The organism is Propionicimonas sp. (assembly GCF_049840635.1).
Lineage (GTDB): Bacteria > Actinomycetota > Actinomycetes > Propionibacteriales > Propionibacteriaceae > Propionicimonas.
This window is the reverse complement of sequence record NZ_JASGKL010000005.1, coordinates 1,954,454-1,973,257: the sequence shown is the minus strand read 5'-3', so window position 1 is coordinate 1,973,257 and position 18,804 is coordinate 1,954,454. Positions and strand designations below refer to the sequence as shown.

13 protein-coding genes are annotated in these 18,804 nt (G+C 68.7%); 3 read left to right on the top strand and 10 right to left on the bottom strand.

Annotated features, from left to right (window positions below):
• Positions 1–76 precede the first annotated feature (76 nt).
• Positions 77–859, top strand: coding sequence for an SDR family oxidoreductase (locus tag QM779_RS14710; protein ID WP_428536518.1), 783 nt, complete (start codon positions 77–79; stop codon positions 857–859).
• 785 nt (positions 860–1,644) lie between these two features.
• Here the strand turns inward: QM779_RS14710 and QM779_RS14705 are convergent.
• The 6 genes from QM779_RS14705 to QM779_RS14680 form a co-directional block, all read right to left on the bottom strand.
• Positions 1,645–2,991, bottom strand: coding sequence for an anaerobic C4-dicarboxylate transporter family protein (locus QM779_RS14705; RefSeq protein ID WP_428536516.1), 1,347 nt, complete (start codon positions 2,989–2,991; stop codon positions 1,645–1,647).
• A gap of 1 nt (position 2,992) precedes the next feature.
• A complete protein-coding gene (locus QM779_RS14700) occupies positions 2,993–4,336 on the bottom strand; it encodes a M20/M25/M40 family metallo-hydrolase (protein WP_428536514.1) in 1,344 nt (447 codons plus the stop codon).
• A 180-nt stretch (positions 4,337–4,516) separates the two neighbouring features.
• Complete coding sequence (locus QM779_RS14695) at positions 4,517–7,018, bottom strand: PKD domain-containing protein (RefSeq protein ID WP_428536512.1); 2,502 nt, start codon at positions 7,016–7,018, stop codon at positions 4,517–4,519.
• A 258-nt stretch (positions 7,019–7,276) separates the two neighbouring features.
• On the bottom strand, positions 7,277–8,023 hold the full coding sequence (locus QM779_RS14690) for a hypothetical protein (RefSeq protein ID WP_428536510.1): 747 nt from the start codon (positions 8,021–8,023) through the stop codon (positions 7,277–7,279).
• Entirely contained in the window at positions 8,013–8,582 is a 570-nt protein-coding gene (locus tag QM779_RS14685) for an RNA polymerase sigma factor (RefSeq protein ID WP_428536508.1), read from the bottom strand. Before QM779_RS14685 ends, QM779_RS14690 begins: the two co-directional genes overlap by 11 nt.
• Before the next feature lie 47 nt (positions 8,583–8,629).
• The gene (locus QM779_RS14680; RefSeq protein WP_428536506.1) at positions 8,630–9,280 is read right to left on the bottom strand and encodes a fasciclin domain-containing protein; all 651 of its coding nucleotides are present in this window, start codon (positions 9,278–9,280) and stop codon (positions 8,630–8,632) included.
• A gap of 299 nt (positions 9,281–9,579) precedes the next feature.
• Between QM779_RS14680 and QM779_RS14675 the strand changes: the two genes are divergently transcribed.
• Positions 9,580–10,035: a fasciclin domain-containing protein gene (locus QM779_RS14675; protein WP_428536504.1), complete on the top strand. Its 456-nt coding sequence runs from the start codon at positions 9,580–9,582 to the stop codon at positions 10,033–10,035.
• A 534-nt stretch (positions 10,036–10,569) separates the two neighbouring features.
• Here the strand turns inward: QM779_RS14675 and QM779_RS14670 are convergent.
• A complete protein-coding gene (locus QM779_RS14670; protein WP_428536502.1) occupies positions 10,570–10,752 on the bottom strand; it encodes a hypothetical protein in 183 nt (60 codons plus the stop codon).
• Between the two features lie 228 nt (positions 10,753–10,980).
• Here QM779_RS14670 and QM779_RS14665 point away from each other — a divergent pair, with 228 nt between their 5' ends.
• Complete coding sequence (locus QM779_RS14665) at positions 10,981–12,195, top strand: ATP-binding protein (RefSeq protein ID WP_428536500.1); 1,215 nt, start codon at positions 10,981–10,983, stop codon at positions 12,193–12,195.
• Between the two features lie 1,077 nt (positions 12,196–13,272).
• On the opposite strand, the gene QM779_RS14660 is transcribed toward QM779_RS14665, so the two are convergent.
• From QM779_RS14660 to QM779_RS14650, 3 genes are all read right to left on the bottom strand, one after another.
• On the bottom strand, positions 13,273–15,042 hold the full coding sequence (locus QM779_RS14660; protein WP_428536498.1) for an ABC1 kinase family protein: 1,770 nt from the start codon (positions 15,040–15,042) through the stop codon (positions 13,273–13,275).
• Positions 15,043–15,121: 79 nt separating this feature from the next.
• Positions 15,122–15,895, bottom strand: a complete 774-nt coding sequence (gene ppk2, locus QM779_RS14655) for a polyphosphate kinase 2 (RefSeq protein ID WP_428536496.1) — start codon at positions 15,893–15,895, stop codon at positions 15,122–15,124.
• A gap of 20 nt (positions 15,896–15,915) precedes the next feature.
• Entirely contained in the window at positions 15,916–18,711 is a 2,796-nt protein-coding gene (locus QM779_RS14650) for a cation-translocating P-type ATPase (protein WP_428536494.1), read from the bottom strand.
• Positions 18,712–18,804 lie beyond the last annotated feature (93 nt).

The following is an 18,804-nucleotide window of genomic DNA, read 5'->3' as shown; positions in this document are numbered from 1 at the left end:
CCTCCGCGGCGCGGGAGCGGGTTAGCGTCGGGACATGGAATCGGACCCGAGGGACAACCGAACCCCAGGAGACCCCATGACCCCGCTCACCGTCCTCGTCGTCGGCGCCACCGGCAGCATCGGAGCCCACGTCGTCACCGAGGCGCTCGCCGCCGGGCACCGGGTGCGGGCACTGGTCCGCAGCGCGGCGAAGGCGGGGACGCTCCCCGCCGGCGCGGAGGCGGTGATCGGGGACGTCACCCGTCCTTCGACGCTCGTTGCGGCCGTGGAGGGCATCGACGCGGTCGTCCTCACCCTCGGCTCGGACGGCCAGGGGGCGACCGGCGCGCGGACGATCGACTACGAGGGCGTCCGCAACGTCCTGGCCGCCCTCGACGGGCGGCCCGTCCGGGTGGCGCTGATGACGGCGATCGGGGTGACGAACCGCGAGGGCAGCTACAACCGCTCGACGCAGGCGCACGACTGGAAGCGTCGTTCGGAACGGCTGGTGCGGGCGAGCGGGTGCGAGTACACGATCGTTCGCCCGGGCTGGTTCGACGACAACGATGCCGGCCAGGACCGGCTGGTGTTCCTGCAGGGCGACCGCCGCCAGGCCGGCACGCCCGCGGACGGGGTGGTCGCGCGCAGTGGGATCGCGCGCGTCCTCGTCAGCGCACTGACCAGCGACGCCGCCCGGCACAAGACGCTGGAACTGGTGTCGGAGGACGGTCCGGCCCAGGCCGACCTCGACCCGGCGTTCGCCGCGTTGGCCGCCGACCCGTCCGGTGCGCTGGACGCGGTCTCGGACGCCCCGAACATGCCCCTGACCGAGGAGCCCGCCGAGGTCCGCGCCGACCTGGCCGCGATCTCCGTCCGCTGACCACGCCGCACGCCCGGCAGAGGGCGGACGATCACAACGACCCCTCCCTGTCATCCCGGGCTTGACCCGGGATCTCCGGAAGACAGCTCAGCCACCCTCACCGAGATCCCGGCTTTCGCCGGGATGACAGGACGGGACGACCGCGCACCCGTCACACCCTCGCGCCGAGAGCCCCCCTTCCCGTCGACAGCCCCTGTCCAGACACAGGCCCTCGACCGGAACAGTGGCCCTCGACGCGGGACGGTGGCCCTCGACGAGAGCGACCGGCAGCCCCTCCCTTGTCATCCCGGGCTTGACCCGGGATCCCCGGTAGACAGCCGAGCCACCCTCACCGAGATCCCGGCTTTCGCCGGGATGACAGGACGGGACGACCGCGCACCCGTCCACCTACCCGCTCGAAAGCCACCCTTCCCGTCGACAGCCCTTGTCCAGACACAGGCCCTCGACGGGAACAGTGGCCCTCGACGACAACCCGACAGAGGGCGGACGACCACGGCAGCCCCATCCCCTGTCATCCCGGGCTTGACCCGGGATCCCCGGAAGACAGCCGAGCCACCCTCACCGAGATCCCGGCCTTCGCCGGGATGACAGGAAAGGGCAACCGCACACCCGTCACACCCTCGCGCCGAGAGCCACCCTTCCCGTCGACAGCCCCTGTCCAGACACATGCCCTCGACCGCAACAGTGGCCCTCGATGACCACGACCGGCAGAGGGCGAACGATCACTGATTGCCCCCGAACCGCCCGCCCCGAGCGACGACTCTCCGTCGGGAGCCCGCCCACGCTCAGTGGACGAGCGAGGCGATCCCGATGGCCACGGCGACCGAGACCGCACAGCTGACCAGCGTGGGCACGATGAACGAGTGGTTCACCACGTACTTGCCGATCCGGGTGCTGCCGGTGCGGTCAATCTCGACAGCCGCCAGCTGCGAGCCGTTCGCCGGCAGCGTCATCACCCCGCCCATCGCCGGCAGGTACGCGGCCAGGAACCCGACCGGGATGCCCAGGCTGAGCCCCAGCGGGATCATCGAGTTCACGGACGCCGACTGGCTCGTCGTCATCGCCGCGACCAGGAAGATGCCGACCGCGAGGAACCACGGTGCGTGCTCGGTCAGGTCGCTCAGCCCGCCGATGATGAACGTCGAGTTGGAGTCGATGAACGTGTTGGCCAGCCACGCGATGCCCAGCAGCGCGATGATCGCGGTCAGCCCCGACTTCGTCAGCGGGGCGTCCAGGATGTCGGCCGGCTTGATCTGCCCGACCACCATCACGGCGAGCGCCACGCCCAGCATCACCATGATCAGCAGGCTCGTCATGTCGAGGCGGACGGTCGATCCGTTCACGTCCCAGCTCGGCAGCAGGGACCCGAACGCGCCCAGGACGACGACCAGCAGCACGCCACCGAGGAACACCAGCGACGCCGGCTTCGCGCGCGGGCGCAGCGGCGTGTCCCCGGTCTCGGCGGCGGACGGGGCGTCCAGCTCGCCGCTGGCCAGCCGCTGCTGGTAGACCGGGTCATCGGCGAGGTCCGGACCCCACTTCAGGTAGACGAGCGCCGACACCAGCGTCCCCACGATCGCCGCGGGGAGCGTGATCAGCATGATCTGGCCGAGCGCCAGCGCGCCGTCCGCCCCGGACGTGAGTCCGATGAACGCCGCCATCGCCGCCGACACCGGGCTCGCGGCCAGCGCCACCCCGGACGCCGCGACCGCCGGCCCGAGCACCCGTTCGGGACGGATGCCGCGTCCGTAGGCGACCTCGTAGATCACCGGCAGCAGCGGGAAGACGATGTTGCCGGTCCCCGCGGCCGCGCAGAACAGCAGCGCGGTCAGCGGCGCGAGGAAGTTCACGAGCCTCGGCTGCGAGCGGATCACCCGCTCCGCGACGCTGACCAGGTAGTCGATGCCGCCGGCGGCCTGCATCGCCGACGCCGCCGTGATCACCGCGATGATGACCAGGATCGCGCTGGACGGGATCGAGCCGGGCTGGGCGTGGAACACGAACACCAGCACGAGGACGCCCACCGCACCCCACAGGCCGAGCCCGACCCCGCCGGTGCGGACGCCCATGTAGATCGCGCCGACGACCACCAGCGCCTCGGCGATCATCACGACGAGCTGCACGGTGGTCATGTCAGCGATCCCCGAGCCTGGCCAGCAGCAACGCCTGGGCGAGCGCCATGTGCTCGATCTCGGTCACGTCCACGCTCTCGTTCGGCCCGTGGATCCGGGAGAGTTCGGCGTCCTCGGCTCCGATGAGCAGGAAGTCGGCGTCCGGGCTGGCCTTGCGGAGTTCGTCCAGCAGCGGGATCGAGCCGCCCGACCCGACCTGGCCCACCTCGGTGCCGTACGCCTCGGCCAGTGCCTCGCGCATCGCGGCGAACGCGGTGCCGTCTGTCCCCTGGCTGAACGGCGGCGACTTCTTGTTCGGCGTCACCGTCACCTTCGCGTGCCACGGGACGTTCGCCTCCAGGAAGCCGACCAGCGCGTCCATCGCGGCGTCCGGGTCCTGGCCGGGCGGGATCCGCATCGCGACCACCGCCCGCGCCCGCGGCTGGAGGACGTTGCCGCCCTCGTCCACGCTGGGGGCGTCGATGCCCAGCACCGAGATGGACGGACGGCTCCACAGCCGGGACGCGATCGGTCCGGAGCCGACCAGTTCGACCCCGTCCAGCACGCCGGCGTTGGCGCGCAGCATCTCCTCGCTGTAGTCGGCGCCCTCCCACTCGAACCCGCTGATGCCGGGAATCGCGGAGGCGCCGTCGTCCCCGGCCACCGTCGCGAGCAGCTTGATCAGGGCCATCAGGGCATCCGGGGCGGCGCCGCCGAACAGGCCTGAGTGCACCGGGTCGGCGAGCGTCTCGACCTCGACGATCGCCTTCACGTGGCCGCGCAGCCCGGTCGAGAGCACCGGCTCGCCGACGGTCAGGTTGCCCATGTCGGCCACCAGCATCACGTCCGCGGCGAAGCGCTCGGGGTGCGCGGCGACGAAGGCCTCCAGGTGCGAGACCGTCTCCTCCTCGCCCTCCAGGACGAGCGTGATGTTCACCGGCGGCCGGCCGCCGAACGCGGCCAGCGTGGCCAGGTGGATCGCGATGCCCGACTTGTCGTCGGCGGCGCCGCGTCCGAAGATGCGTCCGTCCTTCTCGGTGGGCACCCACGGGTCGGAGTCCCAGCCGTCGGCCGGCGCCGGCTGGACGTCGTAGTGCCCGTACAGCAGGACGGTCGGGGCTCCCGGCGGCCCGGCGATCTCGGCCCAGACGGCCGGGTACCCGTCCGGGATCTCCTCCAGGTGGGCGTCGACGCCGTAGCGGGCGAAGGCGTCCACGGCCCGTTGCGCCATCGCGAGCACGGGCTCGGAAGGGAAGGCAGGGAAGGCGACGGACGGGATCGCCACCATCGCCTTCAACTCCTCGATGATCTCGGGCATCAGCCCCGAGATCGCAGTGCGTAGCTGTTCGGCAGACGGTGTACCCATGGTCACCTCACTGTGGGATCGTCGGGCACGTGCAACGCCGTGGAGGGTGGTGCGCAACCCGCTCAGCATGAACCTAACCGGACCGGTGCTCCGCGGCAACGGATTCGCCGTCCGGATCACCACAGGTGACGATGACGCGTCTGCGCCGTCGGGCGGGCGCGTTCGCCGCCTGAGCCGGCCTCAGCCCTCCGGCGCGAGCACCACGGTCCAGGTCACTCCGTAGCTGCTGGTAGCCGCGGCCGTGGCCGACTTGCCGCCGTAGCTGCCGGTCGCGACCGACCCGGCGGAGTCGGCCAGCAGCGTGGTCACCCGACCGCCTCCGCTCTGGGTTCCGGTGCTCCGGGGCTGCACGTCCGTCGGCGGCACGAGCGCCGTCGTGGAACCGTCCCGGTGCGCCCAGTACGACACCGCCCAGGAGCCGGCCACCGCGACCGGGGCGTCCGGGGTGGTTCGCACGGCGCTGTCCCCCGCGCTGACCGCACTCCGGAAGAGGGGGGCCCGGGGCGCCACGCCGCGATAGGCCGCCACCATCAGGTTGCCCTTGGCGGACGCCCCGAGCCCGACCGACACGGACGCGCCCGCATCGGACGCCGCTGCCGTCTTCCACCAGACGCTGGTGCGCAGCTTGTCGTTGTCGACCGTGTCGAGCCGCTGCCAGCCCCCGGCCGGGTCGGTGATCGTCGATGCGGAGGCGATCCCCAGGTAGAGCAGGAGGGTGTCCCCTGCCCGCACCGCGGCCGGCACGGTCACGGTGTGGGTGCTGGCGGTCGCGTTCGCGCTGGCGGCGGCCACGAAGTCCACGGAACTCGGCTCCGGCGGCGGGGCGGACACGTCGAAGGTTCGTGTCGTGCCGTCGGTCAGCCCTCCGTCGTCGGTGACCACGAGCCGCGCCTCGTAGCTGCCCGCCGCGGCGTAGGTGTGCGACACGGTGGAGTTCGAGGTCGTCCTGGTGTCGCCGTCGCCGAACTCCCAGGCGTAGGACGCCAGCGCGCCGTCGGGGTCGTTGGAGGCGGAACCGTCGAAGGTGCAGGTCAGGTCGGCGCAGTCCACCTGGAACGACGCCGTCGGCGGCTCGTTCTGCGTCCCGCCGTCGTCGGGCCGCAGGATCACCGTCCACGTGGTGTTGGTCGTGCTGGCGGTCGCCCCCGTCGCGACCTTGCCGCCGTACGGGGCCGTCGGCAGGCCTGCCGCCGTGTCCGCGAGCAGGCCGGTGACCCGCCCACTTCCGGTCTGGGAGCCGTTGCTGCGCACCGCGACGTCGGACGGGGGAGCCAGGCTGGTGGACGTGGAGTCGCCGTGCATCCAGTACGACACCGCCCAACTCCGGGCGTGCGTCACCGCAGACATCGGCGTCACCCGGGCGGCCGAACTCACCGGATCGCCCATCCCCGCGAACGCGTCGACGGGCGCGCCGGGATCGGTGCCGTGGTAGGCGGCCAGCACGACGTTGGCCTTCGAGGTGCTGGAGAAGCTGACCCGGGCGGCGGCCCCGGCGTCACCAGCCGCGGCCACCTTCACCCAGGCGGTCGTGGCCCCGTAGCCCTGCGCCACCCGGTCCAGCCGGGTCCAGCCGGTGACGCCGGTGGGGCCGCTGAGGGTCGCCGAGTTGTTCTGGCTGACGAACAGCAGCAGGGTGTCCCCGGCCCTGACCGCGCCGGGCACGACGACGCTGTGGGTGGTCGCGTTGGCGTTGCTCGTGGACTGGCCGACGAAGGAGATGGTCTCCGCGGCAGGCGCAACGGAGACCTGTCGCGTCGTCGCGGACGACGCGCCCCTGTCGTCGGTGACGGTCAGCGTCACCGTGTAGGTGCCTGCGGACGCGTAGGTGTGCGTGACGGTCGGGACGCTGACGCCGTCGTAGGCGGAACCGTCACCGAAGCTCCAGGCGTAGCGCTGGATCGCCCCGTCGGAGTCGGTGGACGCCGATCCGCTCATCGCGCAGATGAGGCCCGTGCAGTCCACGTCCGAGACCGCGACGGGTGGGACGTTCGCTGTGGTGGCGGCGCCCTTCTCGATCCGCACGTAGTCGATGTCGCCGACGAAGTAGTCACAGGTGACCGTCACCCCGTCGCACTCACCCTTGCCGCCGATGGAGAGGCCCCACGAGTTGGAGATCGTCCCCGTGGATCCGGTGAGACGGCTCTGGCGCACGCCGTCGACGTACATCTCGACGAAGGTCGACGTGCGGTTGCAGTGGATCACGTGCCACTGGCCGTCATCGATCTCGACCGTGGAGTAGCCCGTCCGGGACTCGCCGTTGCTGCCCCGGAACAGGCAGCGCGGCTTGCCCGCCGGGTTCTCCAGCTTCCAGTAGCCGCCAGCGGCCGTCCCCTGGCCCTTCTGCATGATGTTGCCGAACGGGTAGGTGGTGCGCAGTCGCACCTCGATCGAGAAGTCGCCGGTGTCGGGATTGAAGGCTGTGGTCGCCGGGACGCGGTCGACGTGGCCGGGGAAGGCGCCGTCACTGGGCAGGTGCGTGGCGAATCGCTGCGCGGTCGCGCCGGCCACGACCACGCCGGACGTCACGTCGGCGCCGATCGTCCCGTCGCGACCGTTCCCGGACGAGTCGCGCAGCACCGTCGCCCCCCGCGCCTCGTCCATGCTGTAGAACGCGACGGTGCGGGAGGCGATGGCATGGACGGGGGGCGCGAGCGCCACCGAGCCGGCCACGGCCATGGTCATGGCGACAGCCACTCTCGCCGCACCACGACGAAGCCGCCGTCTGCTCGCGGCGGTGGTTTCCCCGGCGACGCCGTTCACGGCCGCCTCCCTCTCCACGGGCTGGTTCCAGCCTAGGAAGCCCGGGCGTCTGGCGGTAGTGGTAAGAAAGGTCAGCGCCGTCATCCCCGGCTACGTCGCCACGACTTCAACGACCACACCGGCCACCGCACTCCCGCCCACGCCGCCGGCATCATCCTCACCCTCGCCACCTGGTCGACGTCAGGCCAGGGTGCCGCGGAGCAGGCTGTCGCCGGAGTGTTGCGGGCGGTCGTCGAACTGCTCGCGAGAGATGTCGATGATCCGGTAGCCCTGGTCCATCATCCCGGGCGCGACAAGGAACGTTGCTGTGGTGTCGTTGTTCGGCAGCACGCCGACCGACACCATCCGGGTGAGATCGGTGTTGATCAGCCAGACCTCGAGGTAGCCCCCCTTCGCGTCCAGGGGTTCCACGCTCAGCCTCAGGGTGAGCCCTGTCGGCTTGTCGACCAGTTCGGCGTCCCCGCCGAGCGTGGCGCCGTCCAGAGTCTTCAGTGGCGCGGACGCCACCACGGTCGGTTCAGGACTCCGCAGGGCGCCCACCACCTGAGTGCCGAGCACGCCGAGCGCTACGCCGGCCGCCGTTCCGGCGAGAACCCAGCGCCGTACCCCGCGTCGGCGGGCCCTGCGGACGGCGAGCTCGTCGCCAGCCACGCCAGGGATCCCGGAATCAGCCTGCTCGGTGTCGTCGCGTTCGAGCCCGGCCGGCTCGGACTGGTCGTTCGCGGTCCTGGCCGCGATCGCCGCCCACACCGAGGTCGGGGGAGCGAGCAGGTCGGCCTGACGGGACGCGCGGGCGAGGGCCGCGGTGTGCCGAAGTTCCGCCACCTCCGCTGCACACGTCGGACATTCGAGCGCGTGCGCGGCGGCCTCGGTGGGTATCGTCTCGCCCAATGCGAGGGCCGCCAGCAACTCTTGATCAGGATGCATCGTTCGCCACCTCCCCCATGATGCCGCGCAACTGGAGCAGGCCACGCCGTACATGGCTCTTCACCGTGCCCAGTGCCATCCCCAGTTCACTCGCTATCTGCTCATGCGTCCGTTCCTCCAGCACCGCCAGGCGCACCACGGTCCGCCGCGGTTCACCGAGTCTGGCGAGCGCGTGAGCGACCACGAGTTGCTGGACGACGGCAGCGTCCACGCCGCCAGCTGCCGGGGAATCTCCCCGCTCCGCGACGACCTGCAGGTTCCGGAGAGTGCGGGACCGCTGCCGGAGGGCGTCCGCGATCACATGCCGGGTGATGCCGACCAGCCAGCCGGCCAGGCTCCCCCGGGTCGAGTCCAGGTGTTCGCGTCCGCGCCACGCAGCGACGAACACCTGCTGGGTGGCCTCCTCGGCGTCGTCGGGCGAGCCGAGGCCGCGCAACGCCAAGCTGTAGACCAGCCGGCTGTGGGCGGCATACGCCTGCTCGAAAGCTTCGTGGTCCCCCGAACGCAGCCGAACGGCGAGGGCCTCGTCGCCGAGGTCCCCGCCGTCGTCGGTCTGCACGCACCCAGCCTAAGGTCCGATGGGGACGACCGGGTCCGTGGCACCGGTCACAGGTCCGACGGGCGCAGGACCAGAGCGATGCCGTGCGCGATCTGGACGTTGCCCCGATTGATGTCGAGCGCCCACGGCAGCACCACCGGGTTGGCGTCGTTGCGATCCCGATCCTTCAGCACGATCAGGGGCAGCCGCTTGCTCACCACGTCCACCGTGATGGTCGGGCCCAGAGCTGTGGTCAGCTTCGCACCGTCGGCGTTGACCGCGTCCTTCGCGGTGATGGTCGCACCCGGGACGACGTGGTAGAGCAGAACGCTCTCGATCGCGTCGATGCCGAGCTTGCCGGCCAGAACGGTGAACACCTTCTCCTCCGAGGTGTACCAGCGGCGGGTGACGTCGAACGCCAGGAGCTGGAACGCCCGGTCGTTCGGGAGAAACGCGGTCAGCGCCACCGAGCCGTCGGTGAGCACCTTCACCGGGCTGTCGGGCTTGGCTGCCAGAACAGCCAGCACGGCCTGGGTGACGATGTCGTAGTCACCCCAATTGCGGTCGAAGGTGCCGTTTCCTTCCGCCAGCAACACGGCCGCCAGGCTTTGCGTTCCCACCGGCTCGGCCGCCCGGGCGGGGGATGCGACCAGCCCGGAGGCGAGCGAGGCGCCCAGTAGCGAGACCAGCAGACCGGCCAGCATGCGTCGCAGTTTCATGGCTTCGTCCCTTCTGTGGTGGCTGCCCGGGTCGGGCAACTCATCCGGTCTTCGTTGTTGGGCTGGCCCACGGATGCACAGGTAAGCAAGATCACGAAGGAACTGGCCTGCGCGCATCTGCGGGGCCACCCGGCGGCGAAGTGCAGGCAAGACCGTCGACCAGAAAGGCTCTCGACATGAAGCGACTCCTCGCCGCTGGGGTTGTTCTCAGCATCACCGTGCTGTCCGGTTGCTCCGGCGGTACGCCAACGCCCTCCGTTTCGACGATGCCTCCGTCCGCGGCATCGTCGACTCCGACGATGACCCCTTCGCCGTCGCCATCGGCGCAGGCCAAGGACATCGTCGACACCACGATCGCGGCCGGCGACTTCACCACCCTGACGAAGGCGCTCACCGCGGCTGGCCTGGTCGACACCCTCAAGGGCCCGGGGCCGTTCACGGTGTTCGCGCCGACGGACGAGGCGTTCGCCACCCTGCCGAAGGGCACCCTCGACAAGGTCCTCGCGGACAAGAAGCTACTCACCAAGATCCTGACCTACCACGTGGTGGCCGGAGAAGTGACCGCGGATCAGGTGATGGGTCTGGACGGCAAGGAGGTGAAGACGCTGGAGGGCGGCACCTTCACCGTCAAGGTCGGCGATGACGGTGTCAGCCTTGTGGACGGCGCGGGCAACACCGTGAAGGTCACCCAGACCGACATCATGGCGAGCAACGGTGTCATTCACGTCGTCGACGCCGTGCTGATGCCCAACTGAGCCGACTTTCGCCGGCCACCGGACGCCGCGAGGCCTTGGCCAAGGTCGACCTCTCTGAGAGCTATTCACACGACCGCCCACCAACACATGGCGGCCTTGCCGAGGCGAGCCGTGGGCGCGACCGTCTCGCGACTACGCGTCGCGCCGGCGCCACCGAACCCGGAAAGAGTCGCAAGCCCCAGCGTGTGAGAGCCCCTGGGTCCGTGCGAATCCGTCCGGCGATGATCCGGGTCAGCCGGACGACAGCATCCTTCTGCCGACAACAGCGCCCCCGGCCCTCAGAGATGTTGAGCGCATGTTGTGAAAGGCCCCGGACATGGCGATGGCCCTGACTGTTTGCCCTAGTCAGCAGCACCTTACGGTGCGCGAGAGAGGAGTTGAACCTACCGCGGGGCACGAGCCAACCTGCGTTTGACTAGGCATTATGTACAGTTCGTCTGCTGTCGGACGAGGCGCGTGGGGCAGACGAGGGGCAGGATTTCGCGGTCGCCGACACGGAGAGTGCTGGCTAGGGTGCTCGTCAACCCGACCCAGCTACGGCACCAGAGCGAGCAAGGCGACATTCTTCACTCGAACCGCCCCCAGCCGCTCGGCGTCAGTATTGCGAACTTCGCGGCCGATGAAGGAGGCGCACTGAACCTGACCGGGAAGCCCCAGCATGTCCCAGGGCGACAGCGGCGAGCGACCCTCGTCGGACTCTGGCTGTTCTTCCGTCATGCTCACCTCCCCGCAGGACAACAACATAGGGGCTGCCTCGGACAAGTCACCCGAGTGCACACGCCGCTCCGCCCGGAACCAAAGAAGCCGCCAGGCCGAGGTATGGGTCCCTGAGGCCCCTCAGCCATCTGTTCAGGCGGGCGCCTCGTGCGACAGAACGCCCTTAACGGCTTTAGGGCGCTTTATCTTCTCTAGATAAAGTATCCTAAGACCTGTAAGGTCTCCGATGTGAAGGCCATCCTCAACCCGTACACGCCGAACGCGGGGGCGCAACCCCAGGCGCTCGTCGGACGGAACGACCAGCTGGAGTCTTTCGACCTGCTGCTGGCCCGGATCGAGAAGGGACGCAGCGAGCAGTCGATGATCGTCAGCGGCCTTCGCGGTGTCGGCAAGACCGTGCTGCTCGGGCTGTTCCGGCAAGAGGCGCTCGCCCGGGACTGGGTGGTCGTTGAACTCGAGGTCAGCAAGCACGACGACACCGAGTTCCGGCGCGACATCGCCGTCCGGATGCGTTCGGCCCTGCTCGAGCTGTCGCCACGCGTCCGGTGGACGGAGCGGGCCAGGCACGCTGCCGCTGTCCTGAAGTCGTTCTCGGTCAGCGTCGATCCGATGGGCACGTGGACCGCTGGGCTCGACGTTCAGGCCGCTGAGGGCTTCGCCGACCACCTCGACCTGACCCTGGACCTGACCGACCTGTTCCTGGCCGTCGGCGAGACCGCAAAGGAGCACGGCAAGGGCGTCGTCCTGCTGTTCGACGAGGTGCAGTTCCTGAAGCCGTCCCAGCTGGAGGCGCTCATCCAGGCCCTCCACAAAATGGTCCAGCGCGCGCTCCCGATCACGATGGTCGCGGCCGGACTGCCCCAGATCGCCGAACTCGCCGGCGACGCCAAGTCCTACGCCGAACGCCTGTTCACCTTCCCCCAGCTCGGCGACCTCGAACCCGTCTACGCCAAGGAGGCCCTCGTCCTGCCCGCCGCCGAGGAAGGGGTCAACTACACCCCGGAAGCCCTCGACGAGGCAGTCAGGATCACCGGCGGCTACCCGTACTTCATCCAGGAACTCGGCTACGCGACCTGGACGGTCGCCGAAGGGCCAGCCATCACCCGCGACGACATCCTCGCCGCCGAGCCGGGGTACGAGGCCAAGCTCGACGCGTCGTTCTTCCGCGTCCGCCTCGACCGGGCGACCGAACTGCAACGCGCCTACCTGCGCGCCATGGCCGAGCTCGGCAGCGCACCACAGAAGGCCAGCGACGTCGCCAACGTCATGGGACGGACCTCCACCAACCTCGGCCCAACCCGAGCCGAACTGATCAACATGGGCCTGCTCTACACTCCCGAACACGGCTACGCCGCGTTCACCGTCCCCCACTTCGACCGGTTCCTCCGTCGCGCCATCCCCACCCTTGAGGTACCACCCCTGCGCCGACGCAAGACGCGGTGAGTCAGAGCGCCACATGCCGTCAACACGGAAACGTCGACGAACGTGTGAACTCGTCCGCAGCACTCGGACGACATCAGACTGCGCATCTGGACGCTCCGTCATTGAGATTCTCGTCGCCAGTCCACGAAGCTCACCGGGCGAGGCCGTAGCAGCGCGATGGCCAGCAACGCCAGCCCTCGATCGCCGGCAAGACAAGGCTCTCCCCGCAGCCAGTGAGCCGTACCAGCCTTCGGCTGGCCGTGGGGCAGACGTGGGGCAGAGCGGCCCGTCCCGGGACGTCCAAACGCCTTCCGCACCTAGTCACAGGCGGCTTTCGCCGTGCCATTCCCGTGGGGTGAGAGTGGTCACGAGATGGCTCACCTGACCCGAGACGGCCAACCACGCCGAGCGAAAGCCCTAGCCAGACAGATTCGGGCCTAGTCAATAATGATCACGAGAGAGGATTCGCGTTTCTGTGTTTTCCCTTGTCAAGGGCACCTTACGATGCGCGAGGGAGGAGTCGAACCTACCGTGGGGCACGAGCCAACATGGCCCTCACTACGTGATTTGTACAGTTTTCGGGTCGCTGCGTCAGGCTCGTGGGGCAGATGAGGGGCAGAGCTTGGCCTCCGCCACCGGAACAGCGCCCGATGGCCCAGAGCGTGGCGGCCAGTCAGATGACGTATCGGTAGAAGAACCCTGCCCCGCGTCGGTTCGGCCACCGTCGCAGCCTTGGCCACCGCAACGCTCAGCTGGCGCTACCTCCGCAGATCCACGCATGCCACCCGCAGCTCCGACGCCCAGCGAGGTCTGCTCCCGAGCGAGCGAGCCGGCCTAGAGTTGTCGGCAGACTCGGGTGCCCCCGGACTGCCTCCACTCTGGCAACAATGAGAGTTTGTGTGCGCCAGAGCGTACGGACGTGCGGGGGACCCGAGACCGTTGGGCCTACTTCTTCTTGCCCTTCTTCTTGTCCTTCTTCTTGTCCTTCTTGCTCTTGCCCATCTTCGTATCCTTTCTGAATCCGCGGGGACCGTCCCCGCGAGACATCTCGGCCGTGAGGTGCGGCACAACAGGCTGGCTGTCAGCTTGTGCCCCTGGTCAGGAGCGCCCTGAGTCGGCCGCTCCGGGCGAATCCATCGGCCTCTTCCGGCGTGCGTGTCGAACTGCGCGGGTCACCGCTATCGGCACCGATGCCGCCTTCGTCCTGCCCTCGCCGCGCTGAGAGATCATTCCGAGCCACGTGCCGACGCCGATCCCGGTGGCGATCAGCCCAGGTAGCGGAAGGCCCTTCAACGTCGGTTTGGCACCGCTCGACCACAGGAACGCACCGGCGAGAAGCGCGCTGGCGGCCACCAGACCGTCGACCACGCGGTCAGCCACCCGGTCCGGGTCATGGAGCCGAATGTCCACCGCCGCCTCGCCACGGCTGAGCTGCCGCAGGACGTTGCTCAGATCGTTGGGGAACGATCGGGCAAGGCTGTGCCAGCTGCGCATCACCCCGGCCAGTTCACCGGCGATCCGGCGCGGATCGAGCCGATGCTGCACCATCCGGCTCAGGTAGGGCTGAAGCGCCCGGTCGATGGTCGTGCGCACGCCCATGCTCTGGGCGAGCCCCTGGAGCCGGACGAGGACCCGGAACACCAGCGCCATGTCCGGCGGCAGCTGCAGGCCGAACTTCCGCAGGATCGCCGAACTGGCGTTGATGGTGGCACGGACATCGCCTTCGCCCATGCCGACATAGACGTACTTGGCGAGCCAGAGATCGATCTCGCCGGCGAAGGTTTCGCGATCGATCGTCGCGGGAGCCTGACACATGGCGAGGACGAGATCCGCAAACCCCCGATTGTCGCGCACGGCCAGGGCGAGCATGACCTCCTCCAGCTGGGTCTGCCGCGTCGAGGTCAGCCGTCCGACGTCCCCGTAGTCGAGGAGAGCGATTCGGTCTGGACGCTGCAGCATGAAGTTGCCCGGGTGTGGATCGGCGTGGAAGACCCCGTCACGGAACAGCATCGTGAGGTAGATGTCCAGGACGCGGCCCACGACGGCGTCCACGTCGAAGCCTTCGGCCTCGAGGTCGCCCCGGTCGCGTACCGGGTACCCCTCGATCAGGTCCATCGTGAGCACGCCCCGGCTCGACAAGTCGGGGTGGGGATGCGGGATGGTGAGTTCGTCTTCCCCCGCGAACGCGGCCTCGAAGTGCTGCATCGAGGCAAGCTCGACCCGCAGGTCGATGGCGTCGCGCATCATGGTGGCGAACTGGGCGATCAGTTCGACCGGATGATGAGCCGCCAACCCGGGGTCGGCACCCGCGGCATACGCCGCCAGCGCGGACATCAGCTCGAGGTCGGCGATCACGTTCCGCTCAGCCCCTGAGTGCATCACCTTGACGACCACGCGGCGCGAGTCGACGAGCATTGCCCGGTGCACCTGGCCGATGGAGGCCGACGCGATCGGTACGGGCTCGAACTCGGCGAACAACTCGGTCACCGGCGCACCCAGTTCGTCCGCGATCCGCTGCTCCGCAGAGCCCGGCGGGTCGGCCGGCACCGATGCCTGAAGGGCCTCGAGCGCCTGCGCGATCTCGGAGCCCACCACGTCCGGTCTCTGTGAGAGCATCTGCCCGAGCTTCACGAAGGTCGGCCCCAGGGCGACCAGCGCTGCCCCAACACGCTCGCCCGGCGACATCGCTGCCACCACCGGGTCGACCGAGGCTGCCAGCCGGCGCTCGACCAGCAGTGTCCGATCTCCGCCGGCGGCGGCTGCGGCCGCGTGGTCAGCCAGTGCGCCCAAGCCGTAGCGGGCCAACACCTCGTAGACCTCACGGATCCGCGCCCTGTTGTCGAGCAGAACACGGGTGACGTCGCTCACCGTTGGCCCTCCCTCGCCGTCAGGCACGCTCTCAACAGACCGGCGTGAGCCCCTCGCAACAGGATGCGGGTACTGCCGGTCATGCTTGGTAGCGAGTCTCGACGAGCCGGCTGTCGACGATGTCGGGGTTGGGATCGGGTATGACCGAGCGCTTGGGAAGCGTGGTGACCGTCCTGTCCAGCGGCTGGTAGGGCACTCGCGAGAGGATGTCGGCAATGATGTTCAGACGCGCCGATTTCTTGTCGTCGCTGCGCACGGTGCGCCATGGCGCCCATTCGCTGTCGGTCTGCGTCAGCATGTCGTCGCGCGCCTTGGTGTACTGATCCCATCGGCGGTAGGAAGCGATGTCCATGTCGGAGAGCTTCCAGATCTTGCGCGGATCGTTGATCCGGCTCTCCAGCCGAAGCGTCTGCTGCTCGGGACTTACGTCAAGCCAGTACTTCAGCAGGATGATGCCGGAGTCGGTGATCAGTTTCTCGACGGACGGGACGAGGCCGAGGAACTCCCGGACCTCCTGCGTGGTGCAGAAGCCGAACACCCGTTCGACGCCGGCCCGGTTGTACCAGCTCCGGTCGAAGATCACCACCTCGCCCCCCGCCGGGAGATGCGGGAGGTAACGCTGAACGTACATCTGGCTCTTCTCGCGCTCGGTCGGTGCCGGGAGGGCCACCACCCTGAACACTCGCGGGCTCACCCGTTCGGTGATCGCCTTGATGACTCCACCCTTGCCCGCCGAGTCGCGACCCTCAAAGACGATGCAGACCTTCGCTCCCGACTGCTTGACCCATTCCTGCAACTCGACCAGTTCACCGTGGAGACGCTTGAGCTGCTTGGCGTATGCCTTGTTCTTCACTGCCGTTCCCTCTGCTTCCGTTACTTGCCGGCGTCGGTGGTCACGAGTGCCCGCTCGGGCAGGATGCTGCCCAGACCTGACGGCGAGTGACCAGCGGGGTTTGCCTTCGCGCGGCGGACCGCCTTGTAGATCTCGATGACCACAGGCAGGATCAGCGACCACCCGAGCACCGCGATCCACTGGTCGCTCGTGAGGGGAGCGGTGCCGAGGAGCCCGCGCAGCCAGCTCCACTCGACGCCTGCCACGAGGAGAAGCGTCGGGATCACCAGGATCCTGAGCGCGCCGACGACGGGTGCGGCGAGCCCGGAGGTCGGGAAGCGACGCAGCACCAGTGCGCTGAACACCGTCCCAAGGCCCATCACCGCGAACGCCATCGTCACCGGCACGTTCGGCTCTGTCGGGCTCATCGTTCCGGGCGTCGTCAACAGCGCCCCGATGGTGACGCCGAAGAGCACAACACCGTAGAACAGCCACTCGCCGATCGCCCGCTTGTTCGCGATGCCCTCTGCGACGTTGCGCGGGGGACGGTTCATGATGTCGTCCGGTGTCGGATCAAGCATGATCATGACGAGCGGTGCGACCGCGACGAAGAAGTTCAGGTAGAGCACCATCAACGGTGTCAGCGGCATGCCCTGATTGATGTTGAAAATGCTGGCGACGAGGAACAGCAGGATCAGCGAGAACAACTGGGTCATCTGAAAGCGGATGTACGCCGTGACCTTCTCGTAGATGCCTCTACCCAGCGTGATCGCGTGGACGAGCGTGCCGAAATTGTCGTCGGTCAGGATCATCTTGGCAGCCTGTTTGGTGACCTCGCTGCCCGATCCCATGGCAACGCCGATATCTGCCTGTTTGAGTGCTGCGGCGTCGTTCACGGCATCGCCGGTCATCGCGACCACCTCGCCGGTCTCCTGCATCAGCCGGGCAAGGCGGAGCTTGTCCTGCGGAGTGACCCGGCCGAAGACGTGCAACCGGGGCAGCGCCGCTTTCACTTCGTCGTCGTTCATCTGCTGGAGTTCGGCGCCGCTGATCGCGCCCTCACCCAGACCCAGCTCCGCCCCGATCGCGCCCGCGGTGATCGCGTGGTCACCGGTGATCATCCGGACGTCGATCCCGGCGGAATGGGCGACCCGGACCGCCTCCAGCGACGAGGGACGCAACGGGTCGATGATGCCCACCATGCCGACGAAGGAGAACTGCTCCACGTGGCCCATGGGATCGGCGGTCACGGCATCGGTCTGGCCGGTCACGTCACGCAGGCCGAAGGCGAGCACCCGCAAGCCCTGCTCAGACATCTCGCGGTTCGCGTCCAGAATCTGGTCGCGGACCTGTTCGATCGCAACCTCGCTGCCGTCGGCCCGCTGCACGTGGGAGCAGCGGTCGAGCACCACGTCCGGCCCGCCCTTGAGCAGTCCGACGAACCTCTCGCCTTCTGGCAGCAGCACGTCGTGGTAGGTGACCATGAATTTGTAGTCGGAGTCGAACGGCACCTCCGCGACGCGCGGGTACGCCCGGCGGGTCTCCTCGGCATCGACGCCCAGCTTGGCGGCCAGGACGACCAAGGCTGCCTCAGTGGGATCGCCGACCACGGCTCCGAGGTCGGAAACCGTCGCATCGGAGTCGAGGCACAGTGCGTACGCAAGACGGGTGAAGTCGGGGACGGGAACGCCAGCGATGCCGGTGATCTGGCCGGACTTCTCGTAGCCGTCGCCCGAGACGTTGAACCACTCCCCGCGGTAGTACAGCTTGCGGACCATCATCTCGTTGAGGGTGAGGGTGCCCGTCTTGTCGGAGTTGATCGCGCTGGTGGCGCCCAGTGTCTCGACGTCCCCCAGGTTCTTGACCACGGCCTTGGCCTCGGCGAGTTTCTTGGCCCCGAAGGCGAGCATCGCCTGCACAAAGGTCGGCATGCCCGTCGGGATCGCCGAGACTGCCATCGAGATGCCGAGCAGCAGCACGGCCTCGAGTCGCTGGCCGCGGACGAGACCGAGGATCACGATGATCGCCACGGCGATCCAGGCGATGATCCCCAGAACCTTGGTCAGAGACGCCAGTTCCCGCTGGAGCGGGGACTTCGACGGTGGGACCGCCGCAAGCATGGACGCGATCTGTCCCATCTCGGTGTTCATGCCGGTTTCGGTCACCACCATGACGGCCGTGCCCCGGGTGACCGAGGTGTTCTGGAACAGCATGGCGGTGCGATCGCCCAGCGCCACGTCACCGGCCGGGTTGGGCGCACTTCCCTTGGGGATCGGCGCGCTCTCGCCGGTGAGTGCGGCCTCCTGGGTCTCGCAGCTGGCGGAACGCAGGATGCGCCCGTCCGCGGGAACCAGGTCACCGGCTTCCAGCTGGACGATGTCGCCGGGCACCAGGTCGGTGGCGGCGATCTCGGCCAGGCTGCCGTCGCGGACGACCCGAACCCGCGGGGTCTGCATCTTCGACAGCGCATCGACGGCGGCGAGCGCCTTCAGTTCCTGCTGTGTCCCGAGCACGACGTTGAGGATGACCAGGACGGCCACCAGAATGCCCACCGGGCGCTGCCCGATGGCCAGGCTGATGACAGCGACTGCCACCAGCATGAGGTTCATCGGGTCGCCCAGCTCGCGGATCGCGATCGTCCAGCGCGTCGGCGGTGGCTCCGATGCGATCTTGTTCTCGCCGGCTTTCGCGCGGCTGGCCTGGACGCCTGCGGCGTCCAGGCCGAGTTCAGGGTTCACTCCCAGCGCGGCGGAAACGTCCTGCGGCGCCATCGAGTGCCACGCCTGACGGGCGACTTCCACGTTGGGAGAAAGGGTGGTGGTCTGGCTTTCGGTCACGCCTCATGGTGAGACGGCTGAGCCGACTTGCCTACCCCCCAGTTATGGGGATCCTCCTAGTCAGCACCGGGTCCCGGCTTCGCGCGCGGATGG

Bases quoted from the DNA above. Each gene is read 5' to 3' on its own strand.
- QM779_RS14675 (WP_428536504.1), top strand. From the start codon at position 9,580: ATGACCCCTTCGCCGTCGCCATCGGCGCAGGCCAAGGACATCGTCGAC.
- QM779_RS14690 (WP_428536510.1), bottom strand. From the start codon at position 8,023: ATGCATCCTGATCAAGAGTTGCTGGCGGCCCTCGCATTGGGCGAGACG.
- QM779_RS14700 (WP_428536514.1), bottom strand. From the start codon at position 4,336: ATGGGTACACCGTCTGCCGAACAGCTACGCACTGCGATCTCGGGGCTG.
- QM779_RS14710 (WP_428536518.1), top strand. From the start codon at position 77: ATGACCCCGCTCACCGTCCTCGTCGTCGGCGCCACCGGCAGCATCGGA.
- QM779_RS14705 (WP_428536516.1), bottom strand. From the start codon at position 2,991: ATGACCACCGTGCAGCTCGTCGTGATGATCGCCGAGGCGCTGGTGGTC.
- QM779_RS14670 (WP_428536502.1), bottom strand. From the start codon at position 10,752: ATGACGGAAGAACAGCCAGAGTCCGACGAGGGTCGCTCGCCGCTGTCG.
- QM779_RS14680 (WP_428536506.1), bottom strand. From the start codon at position 9,280: ATGAAACTGCGACGCATGCTGGCCGGTCTGCTGGTCTCGCTACTGGGC.
- QM779_RS14695 (WP_428536512.1), bottom strand. From the start codon at position 7,018: ATGACCATGGCCGTGGCCGGCTCGGTGGCGCTCGCGCCCCCCGTCCAT.